Source organism: Runella zeae DSM 19591 (assembly GCF_000423565.1).
GTDB classification, from domain to species: domain Bacteria; phylum Bacteroidota; class Bacteroidia; order Cytophagales; family Spirosomataceae; genus Runella; species Runella zeae.
In genome coordinates this window covers 73,181-96,049 of the sequence record NZ_KE384037.1, presented here as the reverse complement: position 1 = coordinate 96,049, position 22,869 = coordinate 73,181, and the positions used below count along the sequence as shown (strand labels likewise).

The 22,869-nt window shown below is 40.7% G+C and carries 20 protein-coding genes; 10 read left to right on the top strand and 10 right to left on the bottom strand.

What is annotated here, in order from left to right:
* Positions 1 to 13 precede the first annotated feature (13 nt).
* Positions 14 to 856 (top strand): endonuclease/exonuclease/phosphatase family protein, encoded by an 843-nt coding sequence (locus tag G563_RS0121345; RefSeq protein ID WP_028667092.1) that lies wholly within the window; start codon positions 14 to 16, stop codon positions 854 to 856.
* A 56-nt stretch (positions 857 to 912) separates the two neighbouring features.
* Here the strand turns inward: G563_RS0121345 and G563_RS0121340 are convergent, their stop codons facing one another.
* Both G563_RS0121340 and G563_RS0121335 read right to left on the bottom strand, forming a co-directional pair.
* Positions 913 to 2,682 carry an ABC transporter ATP-binding protein gene (locus G563_RS0121340; RefSeq protein WP_028667091.1) on the bottom strand — a complete coding sequence of 590 codons (1,770 nt, stop codon included), beginning with the start codon at positions 2,680 to 2,682 and terminating at the stop codon, positions 913 to 915.
* Positions 2,683 to 2,756: 74 nt separating this feature from the next.
* Positions 2,757 to 4,010, bottom strand: a complete 1,254-nt coding sequence (locus tag G563_RS0121335; RefSeq protein ID WP_028667090.1) for a 3-phosphoshikimate 1-carboxyvinyltransferase — start codon at positions 4,008 to 4,010, stop codon at positions 2,757 to 2,759.
* Between the two features lie 185 nt (positions 4,011 to 4,195).
* Between G563_RS0121335 and G563_RS0121325 the strand changes: the two genes are divergently transcribed.
* From G563_RS0121325 to G563_RS0121310, 4 genes are all read left to right on the top strand, one after another.
* Positions 4,196 to 5,128 (top strand): glycosyltransferase family 2 protein, encoded by a 933-nt coding sequence (locus tag G563_RS0121325; RefSeq protein WP_028667089.1) that lies wholly within the window; start codon positions 4,196 to 4,198, stop codon positions 5,126 to 5,128.
* Positions 5,073 to 5,648 carry a WcaF family extracellular polysaccharide biosynthesis acetyltransferase gene (locus tag G563_RS0121320; protein WP_028667088.1) on the top strand — a complete coding sequence of 192 codons (576 nt, stop codon included), beginning with the start codon at positions 5,073 to 5,075 and terminating at the stop codon, positions 5,646 to 5,648. Before G563_RS0121325 ends, G563_RS0121320 begins: the two co-directional genes overlap by 56 nt.
* Positions 5,649 to 5,701: 53 nt before the next feature.
* The gene (locus tag G563_RS0121315; protein WP_028667087.1) at positions 5,702 to 6,466 is read left to right on the top strand and encodes a glycosyltransferase family 2 protein; all 765 of its coding nucleotides are present in this window, start codon (positions 5,702 to 5,704) and stop codon (positions 6,464 to 6,466) included.
* Between the two features lie 103 nt (positions 6,467 to 6,569).
* On the top strand, positions 6,570 to 7,784 hold the full coding sequence (locus tag G563_RS0121310; RefSeq protein WP_028667086.1) for an MraY family glycosyltransferase: 1,215 nt from the start codon (positions 6,570 to 6,572) through the stop codon (positions 7,782 to 7,784).
* A 2-nt stretch (positions 7,785 to 7,786) separates the two neighbouring features.
* Here G563_RS0121310 and G563_RS0121305 read toward each other — a convergent pair whose 3' ends face one another.
* Entirely contained in the window at positions 7,787 to 8,377 is a 591-nt protein-coding gene (locus G563_RS0121305; protein WP_028667085.1) for a DUF502 domain-containing protein, read from the bottom strand.
* A 282-nt stretch (positions 8,378 to 8,659) separates the two neighbouring features.
* Here G563_RS0121305 and G563_RS0121300 point away from each other — a divergent pair, with 282 nt between their 5' ends.
* On the top strand, positions 8,660 to 9,469 hold the full coding sequence (locus G563_RS0121300) for a hypothetical protein (protein ID WP_028667084.1): 810 nt from the start codon (positions 8,660 to 8,662) through the stop codon (positions 9,467 to 9,469).
* A 343-nt stretch (positions 9,470 to 9,812) separates the two neighbouring features.
* Here G563_RS0121300 and G563_RS0121290 read toward each other — a convergent pair whose 3' ends face one another.
* Genes G563_RS0121290 through G563_RS0121280 form a run of 3 tightly spaced genes read right to left on the bottom strand, consistent with a single transcriptional unit; the run spans position 9,813 to position 11,744 of the window.
* Positions 9,813 to 10,835, bottom strand: a complete 1,023-nt coding sequence (locus tag G563_RS0121290; RefSeq protein WP_028667083.1) for a threonine aldolase family protein — start codon at positions 10,833 to 10,835, stop codon at positions 9,813 to 9,815.
* A 58-nt stretch (positions 10,836 to 10,893) separates the two neighbouring features.
* Entirely contained in the window at positions 10,894 to 11,271 is a 378-nt protein-coding gene (locus G563_RS0121285) for a DUF2752 domain-containing protein (protein ID WP_028667082.1), read from the bottom strand.
* Positions 11,271 to 11,744, bottom strand: coding sequence for an RDD family protein (locus G563_RS0121280; protein ID WP_028667081.1), 474 nt, complete (start codon positions 11,742 to 11,744; stop codon positions 11,271 to 11,273). The genes G563_RS0121285 and G563_RS0121280 overlap by 1 nt, the downstream gene beginning before the upstream one ends.
* A gap of 144 nt (positions 11,745 to 11,888) precedes the next feature.
* Here G563_RS0121280 and G563_RS0121275 point away from each other — a divergent pair, with 144 nt between their 5' ends.
* From G563_RS0121275 to G563_RS35505, 4 genes are all read left to right on the top strand, one after another.
* Positions 11,889 to 12,476, top strand: coding sequence for an RNA polymerase sigma factor (locus G563_RS0121275; protein ID WP_028667080.1), 588 nt, complete (start codon positions 11,889 to 11,891; stop codon positions 12,474 to 12,476).
* 76 nt (positions 12,477 to 12,552) lie between these two features.
* Positions 12,553 to 13,278: a hypothetical protein gene (locus G563_RS0121270; RefSeq protein ID WP_028667079.1), complete on the top strand. Its 726-nt coding sequence runs from the start codon at positions 12,553 to 12,555 to the stop codon at positions 13,276 to 13,278.
* 244 nt (positions 13,279 to 13,522) lie between these two features.
* Positions 13,523 to 14,752 (top strand): S8 family serine peptidase, encoded by a 1,230-nt coding sequence (locus G563_RS0121265; RefSeq protein ID WP_028667078.1) that lies wholly within the window; start codon positions 13,523 to 13,525, stop codon positions 14,750 to 14,752.
* An 80-nt stretch (positions 14,753 to 14,832) separates the two neighbouring features.
* Positions 14,833 to 17,532 (top strand): CHAT domain-containing protein, encoded by a 2,700-nt coding sequence (locus tag G563_RS35505; RefSeq protein WP_169579796.1) that lies wholly within the window; start codon positions 14,833 to 14,835, stop codon positions 17,530 to 17,532.
* Here the strand turns inward: G563_RS35505 and G563_RS37740 are convergent.
* The 4 genes from G563_RS37740 to G563_RS37170 form a co-directional block, all read right to left on the bottom strand.
* On the bottom strand, positions 17,443 to 17,835 hold the full coding sequence (locus G563_RS37740; RefSeq protein WP_028667077.1) for a LytR/AlgR family response regulator transcription factor: 393 nt from the start codon (positions 17,833 to 17,835) through the stop codon (positions 17,443 to 17,445). The two genes, G563_RS35505 and G563_RS37740, sit on opposite strands and share 90 nt — an antisense overlap.
* A 134-nt stretch (positions 17,836 to 17,969) precedes the next feature.
* Positions 17,970 to 18,716 (bottom strand): LytR/AlgR family response regulator transcription factor, encoded by a 747-nt coding sequence (locus G563_RS0121250; protein WP_028667076.1) that lies wholly within the window; start codon positions 18,714 to 18,716, stop codon positions 17,970 to 17,972.
* Positions 18,717 to 18,737: 21 nt separating this feature from the next.
* Positions 18,738 to 20,552: a tetratricopeptide repeat-containing sensor histidine kinase gene (locus G563_RS0121245; RefSeq protein WP_028667075.1), complete on the bottom strand. Its 1,815-nt coding sequence runs from the start codon at positions 20,550 to 20,552 to the stop codon at positions 18,738 to 18,740.
* 91 nt (positions 20,553 to 20,643) lie between these two features.
* Entirely contained in the window at positions 20,644 to 22,782 is a 2,139-nt protein-coding gene (locus G563_RS37170) for a histidine kinase (protein ID WP_028667074.1), read from the bottom strand.
* Positions 22,783 to 22,869 lie beyond the last annotated feature (87 nt).

Sequence of the window (22,869 nt, the reverse complement as noted above, 5' to 3'; positions counted from 1 at the left end):
ATCCCCAATTTCTATGAACAAATCTATTTGCTTTCTTCTAGTATTGAGCTTCTTTGTAGAATTTAGCTTTGCTCAAAAAAACACACCTATCGTAGTAGCTTCTTATAACCTACGTTACAATACGGCCAATGACGGTGTCAATGCTTGGCCCAACCGCAAAGAAAATGTTAAAGCGCTTATACGTTATCACGAGTTTGATATTTTCGGAACCCAAGAAGGGCTTAGAGGTCAGCTTGATGATATTGCCGAGCTGAAAGAGTTTGCTTTTTTTGGTGCTGGTCGTGACGACGGGCAGCAGGCAGGTGAGCATTCGGCTATTTTTTACAAAAAAGACCGTTTTAATGTGTTGGAATCTGGCAATTTTTGGTTGAGTGAAACCCCCGATAAGCCATCTAAAGGCTGGGATGCTACTTGTTGCAATCGTATTTGTTCGTGGATTAAATTCAAAGACGTTGTTACCAAAAAAACATTTTATTTCTTCAGCGTTCACTTTGATCACCAAGGCGTAGAGGCGCGTCGTCAATCAGGAAAATTGATGGTTCAGAAAATCAAGGAAATCGCTAAAAATGAGACTACAATTTTGGTAGGAGATTTTAATTCTACTCCCGACACCGAACAAATCAAGGAGATAGAGACTTTGCTTAGTGATTCTAAAAAAGTATCCCAACAAGCGCCTTATGGCCCAGAAGGTACGTTTAATGCCTTCAAATTTGATGCGCCTATGAAAAATCGCATCGATTATATTTTTACCAGTCCTAAAGTATCGGTACTGAAATACGGAGTTTTGACTGATGCCAAAGACCAACGCTATCCTTCAGATCATCAGCCTGTGGTAGCCAAAGTAGTGCTTCAGTAATATTTTCTCCAAAAAAGCCTAAAGCCTTTCTAAGTTTTTTTAAACTTGGAAAGGCTTTAGGCTTTTAATTTTTCTTGATGCCGCCACAAATCCTGAAAAATAGGGCTTTGTTGACGTAAATTTTCAAAAGTCCCTTCCTCTACAATGCGCCCATTTTGTAAAATATAGACATAATCAAACTTAGCAAGCAAGTGTAAGCGGTGCAATGAAGAAAGTACGGCTTTTCCTTTAAACTCCTCAAAGAGTTGGTCATAAATCAAGACTTCGGTTTTTGGGTCAACACTACTGGTAGGTTCGTCGAGCAATACAATCTCACTACTACGAGCCGCCAACACACCCCGTGCCAAAGCAAGGCGCTGTTTTTGTCCGCCAGAGAGATTAACTCCTTTTTCTTGGATATTGGATTGAAGGCCACTCGGCAGCTGACCGACCACCTCAGCAAACTGCGTGGTAGCGCATACTTCCATAATGTCGGATTCTTCAAAAGGAAGTCCTAACGTGATATTGTATTCAATGGTGTTTTCAAAGATTTCAGGTTCTTGTGGAAAAAGAGTCACGGTGTCTGTGAGCGATTCCAGACCATTGAAATTTTGGCCGTCAATACTCACCAAAACACCTTTTTCTGGCTCGTAAAGCCCCCTAAGCAAGGCAAGCAATGTGCTTTTTCCACTACCGCTTTCACCGATAAAAGCGATTTTGTGACCGCGCTTGATACGAATTCGAAGGTCATGAAGGCTATGTGCTCTATGTTGGGCGTCGTAGGTTTGTTGATGCGAAAAATTCAAATTCTGTATCTGTATCTCTTGCCAATTTGAAGGAAGAATGTCCGTGGTTTCGGGACGGTGCTGTTGAGTATATGCCTCCCCGATGCTACGAGCCGTTTGGACGTCGGTGTTGTAGCGAATGATTTCGGTGTATTGCCATGCTACATCTTGAAATACACTCGTAAACTGATTGACATATCCCAACAGCGTAACCAAACCGCCTACTAGAAATACCTCATTAGGAACGTAATGTTCGTATACATAACCTACCGCCACCACCACATAAATGACACCAATTAAGACGCTCGCCACAAACCATTTCCACTCGTTGATGACGACCGTACGTCGAAAAGGGGGAAATACCTCCGCTACTTTTCCCAACAAACTATGCTGCATTCTTTTTTCAAGGCGTAGGGTAATCACCGTGATAATATTGGAAAGGCTATCAAATAGCGTAGAAGATACGACGTGTTCTTTTTCGTTGGTTTCGTCGAGAGCTTTGATAAAAGGTTTATCAAACTTAAAAATAATCCAAACGGTAAAGCCGCCTATCAATACTCCTATTCCTCCATAAAAAGGAGAAAAATAAAGAATGGCTACAAAGGAGAATATAAACTTAGAAAAAGCGTGTAAAAACATGAAGCCATTTTGGAAGAAATCTTTCAGGGCTTCGTAGGCTTTACGAATACGATTGATGGTAGCACCACTGTGGTGGTCTTGATGCCACCGTACGGGTAAGTGAAGCGCCTGATGGTACATTTCGTCCAGAAAATTACGACTTAGATTGAATGCCAATTCTCGCTCCATGACGCGTGCGGGCCCGTGAAAAGCCCATTCAAGCAGCATCAAAAATAGATAGCTTCCTGCATACATCCACACATGCCTGATGACGCCAGTGCCTTCTTTTTGAATAGCTTCAATAAACCACCCATAAATGAGAGGATTGAGTGCAAAAACAATATTTGCTAATACAAATAGACTATATATCAGTAAATAGCGCCCTTTTTGCTGGCGTGCATACCGCCAAGCAGTGCGAAGCAACGAGAAGTAGGGATTTTGCATGGCTGATGAAATGTAAGACTATCTTTCCCAAAAACAATCTTCTTGGGAAAGATAGAAGAAAGCAGCTACTTATGCTAATCAGCAAAAGCAGTGGTTGATTGAAGGGTGGTCACTTTTTGTAAATCTTCCCAAAAACTTGGATAGGATTTGGCTACTACATGCGACTCCGCAATAGTCACAGGAAAACACATCCCGACGGGAGCGAAAGCCATAGCCATACGGTGGTCGTCGTAAGTGTCAATCTGAGGTACAGCATCTGTATTTTCAATATTATTGAGTCTCCGTACTTCATACACCTCATTGGTTTTTATTTCTACTAATTCTCCCCCGATTTTGGGCAATTCTGCTTGAAGGGCGCTGACGCGGTCGGTTTCTTTGATTTTGAGGCTTTCAATACCCGTCATCGTTACCGTAATTCCCTTGGCTACAGCGCAAGCGGCTACCGTTTGGGCTAAATCAGGACAATCGGTAAAATCCCATTCAAAAGCGTCAGAGGCGGGAATTTTAGAAAGTAAAACACCTCGGTTGGTAAATGTACTTTTGACCCCCATGTACTTCATGATAGCTGCAATCGCGCTGTCGCCTTGTAATGAGTTTTCTTTAAGGCCAAGCAATTCCACCTCAGCGTCAGGCGCAAGGGCCACCAAGCTATACCAATAACTTGCTCCCGACCAGTCAGACTCTACCTGATAAGTACACGGAATATAAGGCTTTGCGGTGACAGTAATAGTTTTAGCATCCCAATCAGCGATGGATTCTACTCCAAAAGCGCGCATCTGTTGGAGCGTCATTTCGATATAAGGACGAGAGCCTATATCGCCTGTGAGTTCCAATACAATTCCTTCTGGCAGAGTAGGCCCGATCATTAGCAATGCGGAGATGTATTGGCTACTTACATCGCCTCTGACTTTCACTCGGTTTTGACCCGTATAATTGAATCCTTTCAAGAGGGTAGGAGGATATCCTTCATTTTGTTGATAACTAATATCGGCCCCTAAAGTGCGCAAGGCATCTACCAAAATTCCAATAGGGCGCTCACACATACGAGGAGTCCCTGTCATGGTTTTGTGTTGGCCTGTTACCGCAAAATAGGCTGTTAGAAAACGCATGGTGGTACCCGCGTCTAAGACATCCGCAATGGCTTCTGGAGATTGGAGAAGGCGGAGCATGGTTTGGGTATCGCGAGCAGACGAAAGATTTTCTAAGTTTCCTTTAAATCCAGTAAGAGCGTTGATAATCAATGCTCTGTTGCTTTCGCTTTTGGAAGAAGCCAACTGAATTTCAGCACGGATGGATTGAGAAGGTGGGTAAACTGTAATGGATTTCATGAAAAAGTGACTTTGGACGAGAATCGCTAGGTAACACAAAATAACACAATTAAAATACAGAAGCCCTTGTGTCAACAGCTTACCGTTTAGCGTGGTATTCGTATGATAATTTTACAAAGTTAAAGGCATTTTTTTGCTTTTCAACATAAAAAAGTACAATTTGCAACTTGATTATGTCATCTACCATGAATGATATTTCGGTTATTATACTGACATACAACGAAGAAAAACACATTGAGAGGTGTATTCGGAGTTTGATGCCTTTTACCGACAAGGTTTTTATTGTGGATTCGGGCTCTACCGACCGTACCGTGAGCATTGCCGAGTCACTTGGCGCTAAAGTAGTGTATAATGCTTGGATTACGTATGCGGTACAGTTTAATTTTGGGATAGAAAATATCCCTTTTGATACTAAGTGGCTGATGCGTATGGATGCCGATGAATATGTCACTCCCGAACTTGCCAACGAAATCAAGACCAACATCGCTTCTTTAGATTCGTCTATCTCGGGAGTGTATGTGAAGCGGCGAGTAATGTTTATGAATCAGTGGATAAGACGTGGCGGATATTATCCCACATGGCTGTTGCGGGTTTGGAGAAAAGGGCAAGGGATTTGTGAAGAGCTTTGGATGGATGAGCACATTAAACTTTCGGAAGGGCAAACGGTGCAGTTTCAGAACGACATCGTCGATCACAATCTCAATAACCTTACCTGGTGGACCCAAAAGCACAATAATTATGCCATCAGAGAGGTCATTGATTTATTAGATATAAAATATAATTTTGGAGACGCCGAACGCGTTATACCTAAGTTGTTTGGTACCCAAGACCAACGTAAGCGCTTCTTGAAGCATAAATATGCTTCTTTACCCCTCTTTACTCGTCCGTTTGCGTATTTTTTGTATAGATATTTTGTGAAGTTAGGCTTTTTGGATGGAACAAAGGGCCTGATGTGGCACTTTTTACAAGGCCTATGGTATCGGTTTTTGGTAGATGCCAAGATATACGAAGTTTATTACAGAGTAGGACACGACAAACAAGCTATCATTGACTTCTTTAAAAATGAATACGGAAAAGACCTCACAGCGGCTCAAAACCGACCTGTCGAAGTACGATAACAGTTGGTACAAACAGCCCCCTTTCCTAAAAAATTTATTATGGTTTTTAGTAAATCCTGTTTTTATAAATTCATATTTTCCCGTTCCTGTTGGGGTTAAGTTGTTGATTTTGAGAATGTTTGGTGCAAAGATAGGAGAAAAGGTAATGATTAAGCCCAAAGTAAATATTAAATATCCTTGGTTACTTATTGTAGAAAATTACGTCTGGATAGGAGAAGAAGTGTGGATAGACAATTTGGTCGAAGTAGTACTGGGGAAGAATGTTTGTTTGTCACAAGGCGCGATGTTGCTTACCGGGAATCATGATTATAAAAATAGTAAATTCGATTTGAAGGTGGGAAAAATAGTATTGGAAGAAGGTGTGTGGATTGGGGCTAAAGCGATTGTGTGCCCAAATGTCACGTGTTATTCACATGCTGTTTTAGCGGTAAATTCGGTAGCAGTAAAAGACTTAGAAGCTTACGGAATTTATCAAGGAAACCCAGCTCAATATGTCAGAGAACGCAAAATCGAAAGTTGAGGAGTTGTGTACTAGTTTTATTTCCCATCAGTCATTAAACGTCGCCAAAAGGTTTGAAAATAAGTATCATTACAGTAGTATTCAACGGAGAAAAAACCATTAGAGACTGTATAGAATCGGTTGTGAATCAGTCATATAAAGATATTGAGTATATCATTATTGATGGTAAATCGACAGACTCTACTCCAGAAATCATAAGAAGTTACGGCACGAAAATTGCTGTATTTTTATCCGAAAAAGATGCTGGAATTTATGATGCAATGAACAAGGGCATCAAGCTAGCAACGGGAGATGTGATAGGAATTCTGAATGCAGACGATTTATACAAAGATACTTTTGTAATCGAAAAAATCGTAAATACGCTCAAAAAAACACAAGCTGAAAGCATCTACGCTGACCTATTATACGTAGATGGGATTGATAAAACAAAAGTCAAAAGATATTGGAAATCGGGGAGCTACAAAAGGCAAAATTTCTTGTATGGATGGATGCCTCCTCATCCAACGTTTTTTGTGAAACGCGCGTCTTATGAGAAGTACGGTTTGTATAGAACAGACCTTGGCAGCGCTGCTGATTATGAACTTATGCTGAGAATGCTCTATAAACATTCTATTAGCGTGGCCTACTTACCTGAAGTAACCACACTTATGAGAGTAGGAGGAGTGAGCAACAGTACTCTTAACAACCGCTTGGAAGCCAACAAAAGTGATCGCCTTGCGTGGCACCTAAATGACTTACAGCCCTATTGGTTTACAACTTGGCTCAAACCTATTCGAAAAGTTTTACAATTTGTTGACAAACCAAAGCGTACCGAATAATAAATTGAATCGTAATTTCGAATGCCTTTTTTGTTCGGCAATCTTATTTTTATAATTTTTGTCTTCAAGTTATGAAGACATTGAGGCAAATGGAATAATTATTATGAATGCAGATATACTGATAGACGTCTTACGAACACAGTACCAAAATATACTTGAGCACGAAGTATATCAGTGCTTCATCTCTTTTTTGGTGGCGTGTGCCGTGGCTGTTACATCGATTCCGGTGATTATCAACATTAGCGGATTGCTAGAGCTAAAGAAAAAGCCCAACTTTAGAAGTTCTCACCAACAAGAAACGCCAGAGTTTGGTGGAATCGCTATCTATGCTTCTTTATTAATTGCTCATTTCCTTTGGCCTCATACCAACGAACAAACGGATGCTTACCTTACGAGTTTGGCCGTTGTAGGCTTAACAATATTGTTTTTCTTAGGACTCAAAGATGATATATTGGTGCTTGACCCCAACAAAAAGTTGTTGTTGCAGGTATTGGCTGTATCTACTTTGATTCTTTTAGGCGGACTGAAAGTAGACAACTTTTTTGGGATATTTGGATGGTATCATATTCCAGATATTATAAGTATCCCTTTTACTATTTTTATTTTTATTGCCCTTATCAATGCCGTCAATCTCATTGATGGTGTCGATGGGCTAGCGGGGGGGATTGCTTTTATTGCAGGACTGAGTTTCGGAACTTGGTTTTTGATGAATCATCATTTCTCGATGGCCTGTATGGCTTTTTCGATGTCGGGAGCCTTACTAGGATTTTTGCGGTTTAATTTTTCCAAAACCAGCAAAATATTTATGGGTGATACAGGTTCCTTGATTGTAGGTTTTTTACTGGCTTTTTTTGCCGTAAAATTCATCAGACTCAACGTCACTTACATTCATGATACCAACGCCTTTTTTAACGCACCTGTATTGGCAGTTGTACTATTAATTGTCCCTATTTTTGATACACTTCGGGTATTCTTGGTACGTATTCTTAATAAGCGCTCGCCTTTCAAAGCAGACCGTAATCACATGCACCATGTACTGCTAGACAATGGGCTTACGCACTTTCAAACTTCCTTGACCTTTTGGAGTATGACTATCATCAACGTGGTAGGGTACTTTCTTACCTTCAAATACATTACCAACACACAAGCCTTTTTTGTGTTGGTAGGGCTTTTTTGCTTGTATTTAGTAGCTGGCTATTTTCTTAAAGTGCGGGCTATGAAAAACAAAAAAGACCTAGGATGGTCAGATATTTGGAAAGCCAGTAATCGTTATCCTGGAAAGTATTCTTGGGCACGTCGCTTCATTAGAGGCTTATAGTTTTACTTGACCGATACCCCTCCCGAAACAATCATTTTCATTACATCAGTACTTGATAAGTCAAGTACTTCTACCTGCTCGTTTGGTACAATAAACAACTCTCCCGAAAAAGCATAAGAATGTGGGCAGTAGACTGCCACATAATCATTAAGACCTAGGGCTGCAAGGTCACTTTGGGTAATAAAACCTAATTTTTTGAGATTAGAAGGTACATTGATTGTAACCAAAACAGGCTGGTTAAATTTCTTTTTGTCTCCTACAAAGGCCGTGATAAGATCTTTGATAGCGTAGTAGATGAGACTTACTAGTGGCATTCTTTTAAGTAATCCTTCCCCAAACGAAAAGAAAGACTGGGGCACAAACCTCGAAAAAATAAAACCCAATAATACAATACTGGAAAGAATGATAAGTAGCCCTAGACCTGGTAAATAAAGGGGCTGTTTTTCGTTGGTATCAATATAAATAGGCAGAATACTATCTAAATAGCGGATACCTTCTTTGATGATGATAAATGTAAAGTAGGTGGGTGCGACTAGCACCAAGCCCCTTGCAAAATAAGCTAAGAGGCGTTTAACTATGCTATTCTGAAGCATTTTGAAAGAAAGTAAAATTTTTTACAACAACGGACAATAGGTAGGTAATGCTTACGATTTATGGATAAATATTCAACGGCTATTCAGAAATGGAAGTTCCATTAATAAAAGCCAAAGAGGTATACAAAGAGCAAAAGATATTTTTCCCTGAAAAGGAAATGAAATGACTTGAATATTAGCTTCAGAGTTGGCATTTTTACATTCTCAATTACCCCGAAAAACTAGTTGTCTATAGTAAACGCACTTCTTTGGTTGGTATGTAAATAATAACCATTCATCGATATGCGCAAAAAGAATACTTTCCATTCTCCCTATCACATGGGGATGTTGGCTAAGTTGTTGGACTTAGCTATTGTGGTGGATCATCCGTATGTTGTTCCTACAGGAAGTCAGCAAGCGGCATGGTTTGCAAAACATTTTGGTGCCAATGGCAAAATCCCCTACGAAAATGTACCAAGAGTAGGGAGTTTGAAAAAGGCATATCGTAAGATGCGTTCTATACCCTCTGAGTGTAGATTCAATACTACTACGCTTGATACGTTTTGTCGTATGTTGGAGGTAAGTATTGATTTTTTTGAGTGCAAAGATTTTGAAAGCTTCAAAAAATGGGCAGTAATACCCGCCGAAACATCGGAGGCCAAACTCGTAGAAATGGCCCAAAATAAAGTAAAAGAAGACTATGAAAAACGTAAAGCACAAGAGAATTTGGATCAACCGGTGGCCGCCTCAAATCATTCTTTAGGAACGGTAATGCAAGAAATCCACGAACTTTTGCTTTCTGATAATACCAACGAAATAGTTCCTGTCTGGCAGTTTGAAGCTTTATACGAATTGGAAGCCCTCTTAGAGAGTCTCCCCGATCAGGTGATAGTTCATTCGTTTATCACTTCTTTCAATACTATTTTATTGGATAGCCTTAGTGGAGAAGCTCTAAAACGTACATTAGTGAAATGGATTCAAACCAATGACCTTTCTAAACAAAATGCTAGAATAAGTCAATTGCTAATTGAGCTTAACTCAAACTTGAAAAAAGCTAACATGCTGGGAAGCGGTAGGGCAAGCCACCTACTAGAGGAAGGTGTACGTGGCTAGAGTAAAAATACTCCCAAAATCAAAAGCCGAAAACATGCTTAGCAATGTTTTCGGCTTGGAAACCTGTACTCATCACCAAGAATCACGCTTTTTTGGCTTGAATCTTTTTGTAAGTATACACTGCGGCACTTACAGCTATGGCAACTGAGAGTAATTTGACGACTTTTTTCATGGCTCTTTTGGATTTTGAAGGGGTTAAACGGACTGAAAACTTTATTTATCTTTAATTATTTATACAGTAAAACACCTAAAAAGGTTTATAAAAAATACACAAAAATTACAGCAACAAAAGTGCCAACTTTTGTTGAGTTTTCAGTGCGTAGAAATACGTGTTTTTTGACCGTTAGATAACTTTTTTCAGACTTTTTTCCAATTCTTCGAGCTGCATATCCGTAAAATCTAAGTGCGTCACAAATCGTACCAAATGTTTGCCAAAAGTCACTGCTGCAATCCCTTTTTGGGCGAGTTTGGCTACGTAGTCAGTAGCAAGGATAGAATCGGGCAAACGAAATATGACGATGTTGGTATCAATCGGGTAGATTTCTTCTACCTCAGGAAGTGGTTGGAGCATGTGGCCAATAGCCTTCGCCCTCGTGTGGTCGTCGCGCAAGCGCTGGATATGATGATCTAAAGCATAGATACCTGCCGCCGCTAAATAGCCCGCTTGGCGCCATCCGCCGCCCATTGCTTTGCGAAAACGGCGGGCTTTTTTTATAAAATCAGTTTTCCCTATCAACAATGAACCTACGGGGCAGCCAAGACCTTTGGATAAGCAAATGCTTATGCTATCAAACGCCTGCCCGTAGTCAAAGGGAGATTCGTTGGTCTCAACCAAGGCATTAAACAGACGTGCGCCGTCTAGGTGCAAAGCGAGGGAATGTTGGGTACATACTTCTTTGATGGCTTCAATAGCACTCAAATCATAATAGCACCCACCGCCTTTGTTCATGGTATTTTCGAGCGAAACCAAACGAGAGACCGGCGCATGTACATCGTCGGGGTTGTTGATAGCATCTTTGATTTGAGCGGCGTTGATGCGACCTCTGTCTCCTGTAAGAAGCTTCACCGAACTGAGCGCATTGAGGGCTATTCCGCCGCCTTCATAAAGATAGATATGAGAGAGGGTATCACAAATCACTTCACTACCAGGCTGGGTATGAACCCGAATCGCGAGTTGATTGGTCATGGTGCCAGAAGGGCAAAATAGAGCTGCTTCCATCCCAAAAAGGCGGGCAGCTTTTTCTTGTAAAGCATTAACGGTGGGGTCGTCGCCAAAAACATCGTCACCCACCGCCGCCGAAAACATCGCTTCTAGCATTGACGGAGTAGGTTTGGTGACGGTGTCGGAGCGGAGATCAATAGGCATTTGAGTTGATGAGTAAGTGAAAATATAGAAAGTCGCAAAAATACGAAAGATTTTGAGGTCAATCGGGAATCAAAAACTCAAATCCTTTCAAATTTCGGACAATGGTAAAAACAATAACCACTATCCCGACAAAAGTGACTATGTAGCGATGCCAGAGGAGGCGCCGTAGGTGGGGTATATCAAAAATCTCACTTACAAATACAATTGTTAGGATAGGAATTACTAAAAAAATCAGAAGATTGAAACGAAATGCTTGCCTCCAATGACCATGCAGTAAGGCATGTAATGCCCGCTGCCCACCGCATCCCCAGCAGTATAAGCCGGTGGTTTTGTGAACAAGACAAGGGGGACCAAAATGAGAAATAGCAGGATTGTAATAAAAATAAAAAACGGTAATGGACAGGGCCGTTACCGTTAGCGTGATTTTTTTTAGCATTAGTTGCTTCTTAAAACATATCCTTTAATGACCAAATCATGCAGACTTTGTTCTTGCGGATTGAAAAAAGGCCATAACCACAGTAAAAAACATACATTGACGCTAATGTACTTGATGAGCGAACGGCCAAGGGCTTGCCCAAAGGTAAGGCGGTCGCCCGTCTCATTTACCACTTTTACTTTCATAATAATTTTACCCAACGTAGCTTGTTTGCTAGAACTGAGCATTACTGCCTCATAGAGCAAGGGCGCTACCAGTGAAAACAATACAAAGCCCAAGATACTAATCCCTGCAAAACTGGCAATAGCGGCCGATGCTTCGGAGTCATTGAGGTTGTCGGCACTCATTCCCAATAGAGCAGCAAATCCTCCAAAAGGAATAATAATAACACTAAAGGCAATGGTAAGAATGATACCGTCGATAATTTGAGCGACTAGGCGATTGCCTACACCAGCTAGTTGTGAATTTTCCATAAAAAAATGGTTTGAGGTTTTGGGATTCAGAAGTAAACACTCTGCAAATCAAAGACTTTATACTTAAAAAGCAAGAATATGTTGTTTTTCTTTGCTAAGTTTATCATTTTACCGCCCTAAACCTCTATTAATTCTATTACTTCTATGTTTTTCTTTAATAAAACTCTCAAAGATTATGACATTTTACAAGGCATCCGCGAGGGCGATTCGAGAAGGCAGTTGTACGAAAACAAACTTTATGAGAAGTATCACTACTTAGTCAGAGAAGCACAATTTAAACACAAAATATCATATGATGATGCCGAGAGTGCTTATTCGGATGCAATACTGACCGTCATAGACCATGTCGTGAATGGGCGATTTGAGGGACGTTCGGAAGTGAAAACCTATCTGTATCAAATATTTACGAACAAATGTGTTGACACAATTCGAAAAAATACGACTAACAAGGCAGGCGTTCATCATACGGAGGGCTTGGAGGATGCTTTGCTATGGATTCCTGACGAATCTCGGACGATTGTTCAGAAACTCATTTCGGAAAATGAAGTAGCGTTATTGCAGCAGCACTTGCGTAGCATTGGAGAAAAATGCCGTGGAATAATATTGGCGTGGGGAGAAGGGTTTTCGGATGGAGAAATTGCTCAACAAATGGGATACAATACCGCCGCCGTCGCTAAAACTAGCCGATTGAGGTGCTTGGAAAGGCTCAAGGAAAAGTACAACCTAAGATAATAGACCTGCATCCGTATCATAGAGCATCTCACGATTTCAATCGTATTGGAAAGCATTGAGAATAAATCAGAAAGAAATGACAAACCTAGAACTTATTGATAATTATTATAACAATCAACTTTCGGATGAGGCAAAGATAGTTTTTGAAAAAAGCCTCCAACAAGATCCACATTTTGCATCTGAAGTGGCCTTTTATGTTCAGGCAAAACAGGCCGCTCAAAAAGAAGCCCGACAGCGAAGATTGGCCGAACTAACCGCCTTAGGCCAACAGCAAACTCTACGCCGTACGCGACGGGTATATTATGGATGGACCGCCGCCGCTTCGATTGTATTGGTACTGGGTATAAGTTGGTATCTATGGTTAGGAGTCGAACCGACCCCTAGTCTTTCGATAGCCACGGATGAATGGGCCACCGAGTATGTTAGCCAAAATCTGGGCACGCTGCCCATTGCTATGGGAGATATAAAACAAGATAGTCTTAAGTTGGGAATTAGTGCCTATAATGATAGTGAATTGGCAACAGCCAAGGCAATTTGGGAAAGCCTTTACCAAAAAGATAAAAACAATCCTGAGCTTGAAAAATTACTAGGCATTGTTTGCCTCCGAAGTGGAGATTACGACCAAGCGATTAGTTACTTTCATCGGCTTGGAAACCGTACCGATTTAGTCTCAAATTGGGGTAAATTTTATGAGGCGATTGCGTTGTTGAAAAGAAAACAACCGCTAGATAATATTCGTGCTCAGAATTTGCTCAAAGAAATAAAAGAGAATAAATTGGAAGGGTGGAAAGAGATGAAATGAGCCCACTAAACTTCTAAACTCAAAGCTCATTATGAGAAAAATCTTAATTGTTTTTTTAGGGTTACTAAGTGTATCCCTGTACAATTGTACCCCAACCACCACACAAGAAACAGAGTGTATAAAAGAGCCAGGTTTTAAGGAAACTATTGTTTGGTTGAGTGAAGATTCCGTAACTCGTGAAGAAGAGATAAGAAAACTTCGTACAGGCAAAGATTCTTTATTTCCAATTGCAACCTGTCCTTGTATGAAGAACCTACAACTGTGGGGGGCAGGTTCAGATATTTTTGGTAGCCCAGGCAATGCCGACGATCCGCCGCCAGTAATAGGGGCAGGAAATGATATTTTGCCTGCTTTTGATGCTTCGCCCAACGTTCGAATCTATACTCCCCAATGGCCAAAACGCCTAGAAGCTCTTCCTGAAGTGACAAAAGTTGAAAAACTTTCTTCTCCTTCCTATCCGAAAGAGAAAATCTTGGAATTGCCAATCGTGGGAGTGCTGGATGGGGGCTTACTACCTCAAGTCAATGCGTCTCGTTGGACGAATCTTGATGAAATCACAGATGTCCTAGATAATGATAATAATGGCTTGAAAAATGACCTAAGGGGTTGGGATTTTTCAACAGTCCATGCAGATTCCAAGGGGAGCCCAAATTATGAAACTGACCCAAAATTGCATGGGTCAGCAGTTACGGCTTTTATTGCCAAAGAACTTGAAGGGGCACAAGTGCCGTACCAAATCATGCCGCTGAAAGTATTGGATAAAGATTTGAACGGGAAGCTCTTCGATGCCGCCTGTGCCATGGAATACGCGCGTCAGCAAATGGTGAAAGCAAGAACTGCAAAATCTTGTCGTACAGATGTTGTCAACTTAAGTTGGGGATATTATGGAGCACCTTCTATCATTCTCAAAAAAATGATAAAACGCTTAGAAGATTATAAAATTGTGGTAGTAGCCGCTGCCGGCAACGACGAGGCTAAGTCGGATGAATGTGATTCGGGAAGTAACGATGATCGTAATCTGGATGCTCGTATTTGGAAATTTTACCCGGCTAGTTTTACGGCAGAGCGCAATCTTTCTAACGTTTTTTCGGTCACTACCGTAAGTCACCCCAAAAATGACCGACCTAGAGCCAATGAAAAAATTATGTACTGGCCTGCGCCAACCGACATCTCAGCTTGTGGTGGACAAAACTACGGGAAAAAGTACGTAGACATTGGAGTATTAGGAGATAGTTTATGTCATTTTTTTGTGCCTTATCCTACCAATGCGCCAAGGTATAGATGTTGGTTAGAAGGTTCGTCGTTTGCAACACCTATCATGACAGCAAGAGTAGTGCAAGGTACTTTTACAAATAACTATTATGATAAAGACTATTTGTATAATTGGTTATTTAATACTACTTTAGTAAGCCCACCCAACGTTTTACCAACCAAATTAAAGAGCAAACGCATCACTTATCGAATTTATCGATGACGAGTATACTGAGAATTTTCGGATTATCCTTTTTTATTCTAACGAGCGGCTGGGGCCAATGCCCTAGTCGCTCGTTTTTTTTGCAACAAGTAGAGGCTACTCAAAGTCAGGAAGACATTCAAAAACTTTTACAAATTCAAAAGCAGTGGAAAGCGTGTGGATATTCCGAAGACTCTACCTATGCGCGTGTGTTGCATTTGCTTGGAAGGTATTATTGGCATTTAGGACAGCAGTCGAGTGAGGCTAAAGATGCGATTGCAAAAGCGGAGTATTATACAAAAACGTCAATCAAAATCAACGAACGCCATCATAGTCAAACCAAAGAGGCTAATCTGGTGGGGAGCTACTTGAATCTTGGGCTACTGTACATGAAGCATCTTGGCAGATACAAAGAAGCGATAAGTAGCTTTAAGTCCTCGGTAGAAATTGGAAAAAAATACCCCACTAAATATGCTCAAGCAGCTGAAGCCAGTGTTCAGCTGTCTGCTTGTTATCGTCAAAGTGGCGATTATCTCCAAGCAGGTCAGTGGGCTTCTGAAGCTTTAGCGTTAGCAAAAAAGGCTAATAATACTTATTGGCAGATTTGGGCTCTCAACGAAAAATACCAATCCCTGTATGCTTTAGGAAAATATGAAGAAGGCCAACAAGCTCTTCAAAGCCAAATTAGGGTGATTGAGGTGTCGGAGCATAACGAAAATTTAGGTTCTGTTTATTCCAAAATGGCGAGCTTGTACCGCGTAAGGGGTAAATATGAGCAGATGAATCACTATTTTGAAAAAGCGTATCAATTGTATGTAGCCCAACAAGACTCTAACAAAATAGCCGTAGTAAGTAATGATTGGGGGTATAGTTTAGCCGATTATATGAAGCAATATAACGAAGCCGAGAAAAGGATTTTATTAGGTCTAAAGTTTGCAAAAAACAAAGAACTAACCGCCAGACTTTACGACAATTTAGGATACACCTATTTGCTCCAAAAGAAATATGGCAAATGTTTAGAGGCCTATCAACAAGCGCTGCAAATGCTAGGTGTTGAAAAATTGTCTTCCTCAGAACCTCTTTTTTTGAAAGATATTCCTCAAAAAACGTATTTATTAGATATTGTTAGGATTCAAGCCGAAGCTTGGCTTGAATATGCAAAAACTACCAACAACAATCCTTCTAAACTTGCCCAAGCCATCAAAACTTATGCTCTGGCCGACAATGTCATTGATTATATGCGTTGGGAGCACTCTGGAGCACAATCAAAGTTGTTTTGGCGTCGTAAAACGCGTGCAATTTACGAACGAGCCATTGAAGCCTGTTTTTTAGCCAAAGATACTGAACAAGCCTTTCGGTTTTTTGAAAAATCGAAAGCGGTACTTTTAGCAGATAAGTTGAATGAATTAGGAGCAAATCAGCAGCTTAGTGTGGAGCAAAGAGAAAAAGAAGCGAGACTGCGGCAACAAATTGCCGACTTCCAGACCAAAGTAGCGAGTTTGGAAAAAGAAACTGAAGCTTATACTAAAGCACAAACCCAGCTTGACCAATACCAAGCTGAATGGGAAGAGTTTATAAAATCATTGGAAAAAACAAACCCAGCTTACTATCGCTACAAGTATGATAATAGTACTCTTTCTCTAAAAGACCTTAAAGAAGACATATTGAAAGGAGGGCAGTCGTTTGTGTCTTATTTTGTGGGCGATAGCGCGGTTTATGCATTGACTGTTTTTGAGGAAAAAACAAATCTTCTAAAACTTAGTATAAAACCTCAGGAGTACTATTTGAAAGCCCATTCGTTTTTGAGCCTTTGTGCCGACAAAACAGCTCTCAACGTACAATATAAACACTTTCGAGCTTTGTCTTTTGAATTATACAATGCGCTTTGGAAACCCCTTTCGATAGCTACTCGTCGGGTGATTGTATCGTCCGATGGTGAATTTTTGCCATTTGAGACATTGTCGGAGTCCAGTTCATCAGATGATTTTTTGGTGAATTATCATGCCTTAAGTTATACTTATTCGGCGCGTTTTTTGGCAAAAACGGGGGAGATAAAAATAGAAAATACTTCTTCTATCCTTGATAAATTTCATTCTTATTGGCAAGGAGTACTGACCACACAGAGCTTTTTGGGGGTCGCTCCGGTATCGTTTTCCAACAAACAGGCTACCTTGAAAGGCTCTGAAGAATCGCTACAAGCCATTGGAGCTGATTTTTGGAGAAGTAGACTATTTTCGGTCAAAGATGCTACGAAAGCCAATTTCCTAACCTACGCTCCTAAATCACGCATCATTCAGCTTTTTACCCATGCTGATGCCGACAGTGCCGAAGCTATCGAACCCAAAATTTATTTTGTTGATTCTACTTTGGTTCTCTCCGAACTTAGCCGCTTAGAGCGATTTAATACCGACTTGTTGGTGCTTTCTGCTTGTAAGACGGGCGTTGGTCATAATCAACGCGGCGAGGGCGTTTATAGCCTTGCCCGGGGATTTGCGGCATTGGGTATTTTGAGTACTGTTACTACCTTGTGGCAAGTCGAAGATAACCCTACTTATGCCCTGACCGAGTCTTTTTATAAGTTTCTTCAAGAAGGCTTGCCCAAAGATGAGGCGCTCCAAAAAGCAAAACTCGAATGGCTAGCACAAGGCAGTGCCGCTGATAAGCTCCCCTCGCAGTGGGCGGGAGTGCTGCTCGTAGGCAGTGCCGCTGCTTTACCATCGCAGCAGCTTTGGTATTGGTTGGGGGGATTGCTCGTAGCGATAGTAATTGGTATTTTGTGGAGAAGGCGCAATGCTTTCTAAAGCCTTTTTGATTTCTTTCTTTTTGCGGCGCGAAGGTTTAAGTCTGACACCATCGCTCATATATAAAAAACCCGTTGGCCCTTTTTTGATAAGATGACGAGTGTTGATAACATAAGAACGGTGGATACGGATAAAATGTACCGACAAAAAAGGCTCTAAAGCTTTGAGGGTTTTGGATACAATGATTTCGTTGCCGTCAGTTAATGTTACTTTTGTATAATTTCGGGCACCTTCTAAGCGAATGATATCATCTAGCGGAACATCGAGTCGTTGTTTTGGAAAAGGGAGCAGGAGTGTTTGCATGATAGTAGGATAGTAAATGTTTCTATCCTACTTAGTCGTAAAATCATGGTTGTTGGAAAACATCAAAATGATTCAAAATGCAATAAAAAATCCTAAGGCTAAAAATTGGCTTGGCCAAATATCAACTTTAGCATTTAAAACCACCCAAAACGCTCCATAAGCCTATCTTTTTGTCCTCTCGACACTGGTATGCTGAGATCGTTGTCCATGATGATGTAGCTTCCTTCGCCTTTTACAAATTTTTTGATGTGATTAAGATTGATAAGGTACTGGCGATGTACCCTCAAAAAATCACGTTCTTCGAGCAGCTCTTGTACATCCCTGAGGGTTTTGGTGACTAAATATTGCTGCCCGTCTTTGAGATGAAAACGAGTGTAGTTGTCGTCGGCTTCGCAATACAGTATGTCTTGAATGGAAGCAAATGTTACGCCATTTTGATAAGGCAAGGCGATGCGCTCAGGCAATGTTTTGGCGCTAGGTGCCATTTGTTGTTTGAGATGCTGAATTTGGAGAGGGTCGGTCTGACGTTGCTTCTCAATTTTGTTGATGGCCTCTATCAACTCTTGGGTATCAATGGGTTTGAGTAGATAGTCAAGGGCACTGTATTTGAATGCCTTGAGGGCGAAACGATCGTAGGCAGTTACAAAAACTAACGAAAAAGGAATGTCCACCACTTCTTCTAGTACCTGAAATCCGTTCATTTGGGGCATTTCGATATCCAAAAACAAAATCTCAGGACGGTGAGTTTTGATAGCTTCTATCCCCAATAAACTACTGGTACAAGTCGCTACAATCTCGATATGTGGGCAATGTTGTGATAATCTAAGTGCTAGTAGATTTACAGCGTTTGGTTCATCATCAATAATAACGGCTCGTAACATAACAAAGACGGTTTAGAGATACTAGATAGGGATTTGGACAACGATTTTGGTACCAAGGGCGTTGCCATGTGTATCCATCAAATCTTCGATTTGGATGTTGGTATTGGTATGATAAATTTGATTGATAAGCTCTATACGTTCGGCGGTGACTTTCAGCCCAAAAGACTTATGCTTGGTCGCCGATTTACTTCTAAACTCAGCGGCTTTGGCGCGTCCTACTCCATCATCTGTCACGGTGACGGTAAGTAAGTGGTCGCTTGGGTGCTGTACATCAATTATGACGGTGCCGCCTTCTTCTTTGTGCATCAGGCCATGCCAAATAGCGTTTTCGACAAAAGGCTGAATCAATAAAGGAGGGATTTGGATGGTGTCAGTATCGACAGAAGGGGCAACGTTGATTTTATAACTAAATTTTTGTTGGAATCTCATTGCTTCCATTTCAATGTATAGCTGTAGCGTTTCAAGCTCATTAGAAAGGGTTACTTTTTCGGAGCGGGAGTTTTCTAAAACTAGCCTGATGAGCTTGGCAAATTTGCTCAGATAAGAGGAGGCGGTATCGGAGTTGTTGTGGGCGGCGTAGTATTGTATGGAGTTAAGACAATTAAAAATAAAATGCGGATTCATTTGAGCGCGCAGAGCGGCGATTTCGGTCTGAGCGATACGCTGCTGATATTCGGCTTCTTGTTTTTCTTTTTTTTGGGTCAACAGGCTATTTCTGTATAATAAAATAATGACAAAAGCCACCAAAAAAAAGGCAATAATCAAAAACAGACGGCTGATGTCTTGCGCTTCGGAGGCTTGTTTTTGGAGTAGCCTATCTTTTTCGTACTGGGCTTTGTAAAGCTCGATACGACTTTCGAAGTTTTCATAAAACATAGAGTCTTTTTGGTCCAAAGAAAGTAAAGAGTACTCTAGTGCTTTTTGATAATCGCCCAATGCTCGGTAGGTATGAGTAGATAGGTAGTAAGACCAAAAAATCTGTTGGCTCGAATGGTATTTTTGGGAATATTTTAATGCTTCTTGGGCATAGTAAATGGCTTCTTTGAATTGATCACGTCGTAGATAAAGCCCTGCCAGCTCATTTAAAATCGCCCCTTGGGCAAATACATTTTCTAATTTATCAGCAATGACTTTTACTTTCTGAAAATGAATAATGGCGGAGTCCAAATCATTCTGCATTACTTTTTGATAGCCCAAACTCCAGTTGACAAGACCTATCCCGAAGTCAGACTTGGTACGTTGATAATCTTTTAAAGCAGATTGATAATAATACGTTGCCTGCGCAAAATCCTGCTGACCTCGGTATATATCTCCAAAGTTTACTTTACAACGTACCACCATGCTATCGTTCTTGAGTTTTTTAAAAATCAAAATAGCTTTGTTGTAATATACTTTGGCCGAGTCCCACTGCTTAAACTCTGCATGACAATCGCCCATAAATCGCAACGCATGAGCTTCGTACAAAGGCAACCCGAGGGAGGTTGATAGCGTAAGCCCCTGCTTTGAAATATCCATTACATTGGCGTATCGACCGTCAAATACCAGATAATTGCTTTGCTCATGTAAAGCTCTTATTTGGCCTTCTACCCATTTTATTTGTTGAGAAAGCTCCAGGGCTTTGCGGGCATATATTGAAACTGTATCTACATTTTTGAATTGATAATAATGGGCAATTTGGCAATACACCCCTACCAGACTCGTATCTCGCTGATAAGAAGCTGCTTGTTTTTGAAGACTCTTTACTTTTTGCCAAAGTTTTTGTGCCGAAGCTTTGGCGTCGTGATGGTTTAAGAACAAGCCAAAAACAAGAATGATATGTAAGTAAAGCTTTTTCAAAGTAGGTAAGGTTATGGGCACATAAGTTAGTTTTAAAATATGATAAATTAAGAATTTGTATTCATGAACCCTCCTTCATCGGTGTTGTGTCTTATAAAGGAATATTTACAATTACTTTGGTGCCTTTGGCCTCACCTTGTGCATTAATAATATCTTCTATTTTGATATGGGTATGGGTATGGTAAATTTGATTGATGAGTTCGATGCGCTGGGCGGTTACTTTCATCCCAAAAGACTTCTGTTTGGTGGCCGATTTGCTTTTAAATTCGGCAGCTTTGGCACGGCCTACGCCATCATCACAAATAATGACCTGAAGGTGGTTGTCGTAAGGTTGGGTGACGGTGATTGATACATTGCCGCCTTCTTCTTTGTGCATCAGACCATGCCAAATAGCATTTTCGACAAAAGGCTGTAGCAACAGCGGCGGAATCTGAATGACGTCGGTGTCGATTGAGGGGGCGATTTGAATTTGATAGCGTACTTTTTGCTGAAATCTCATGGCTTCCATTTCGATATACAAACGTAGCGTTTCGAGTTCGTTGGTAAGGGTTACTTTTTCGGAACGAGAATTTTCTAAGACAAGCCTGATAAGTCGCGAAAACTTAGTAAGATAATCGGAGGCGGTATCAGCCTCATTGCGAGCGGCATAGTACTGAATGGAATTGAGGCAGTTAAAGATAAAGTGAGGATTCATTTGCGCTCTCAATGCCGAAATTTCGGTTTGGGCAATGCGCTGTTGGTATTCGGCTTCTCGTTGTTTAAATTTATATTTTTGTTTGGATTGATACACCATTACTATCATACCTGCTCCTACAAGAAGTAAGGTAATCACCGTGAGCCCAAACCACAAATTGCGGTTTTGTTCTTGAAATGAGAGTTTTTCTTCTAATTGCTGAATCGTCAATTTTTCGAGTCGGTCTTCGTAGCGGCGTTTTTCGGTGAGTCGTTCTAGGTTTTTGGCTTGGTCTTGGCTGATGACGCGTTCTTTTTCGAGTTTTTCTTTCAGAAGTACTTCTTTGAGGCGTTGGTTCTCGATTTCATTTTTGTATTGAGAAAGCGATAGTCGCTGGATTTGATTGTTTTTGGCGAGTATTTGTTTTTCGTTATCAGATTTTACTTGCTGAATGTCATACTTTTTGATAAGCTCATCTATTTCTTTGCTTTTTTTGACAATTTCGAGCGAATCTTTGATTAAAATGTAGTTTTGATAATGAAACAGGGCTTTTTCATAATTCCCCAATCCTAGGTAAGAATCATACAAAATCTTGGAAGCTTCTTTGTAAACATTAGAATATTTCTTAAACTTCCGAGCTACGACATTGACTAAGATCGTTTCTCCTTTGATAGCGGCTTTGTCATATTCCTTTTTTTTAAGGTGCATTCGGGCAGTGGTAAAATTGATACTTTCATCGAGCGGAATCTTAAGCCTATCAAAAAGTGCTTTGGCTTGATTGATAGAGTTTTCGGCTTCAGTATATCGCTCTAGCTCAATGTAAGATTGGGCAATAGAAGCATACAAATAAGCCAGCCCAATTCCTTGGTTAAATTTTTTGACTTCTTCGAGCGCATTGAGATAAGCCTCCAACGAAACCGCAAAATGTTTTTTCCTTTCGTTGGTTTCGGCCAGGGCGATGTACAAATTATAAAGGTCGGGAGCGCGCTGCTTTTCATTGACAAACGTTTTTTTTATGTCATTTATGAGGGTTTCGATGTAAGAGGTCGCGTTGGGGTTGTCGGTTTTTGCATAAATCACCCCAATGAGACGACGCACAAAAAAGCGCTGCTTAGAAGTAATGTTTGGAATAAAAAGGACGTTGTTTAGGATCTCAACGGATTCTTGATAATTGGAACGAAATCTCTCCAAAAATTCCGCTTTTTTTATAATTCCTTCAGCCTTATAAAAATTGTTTTTGAGACGTGAGGCTTCTTCGATAGTTTGATTGGCCCAGTAGAGCGAGCTGTCTCTTTGGGTGATAGCAGTATAAGTGTATAAATAGGCCAAATACACATACGTTTTTAATTTCAAAGTATCACGCGTGATGGCCCTAGGGATTTTTGGGAGCTGAGTCAAGTAATAGAGATGCTCCTTTTTGATAGAATCGACATAACTCAGATTGAACCGTTTATCTACATTGAGCAAACGAGGGCTGCTTACTCCTTGCGCCATAATATTCGTAAAGCCTGCCGCAAACAGTAGAGACCAGAAGATATTTTGGGCAATATTTTTCAAGTGTTTGTAAGTAAAAAACAGTTGGGCAAGTTAAACCAGAAAAAAAGCATCTACCATTAAGGTCGGGTAGATTGTCTAAAATAGCAC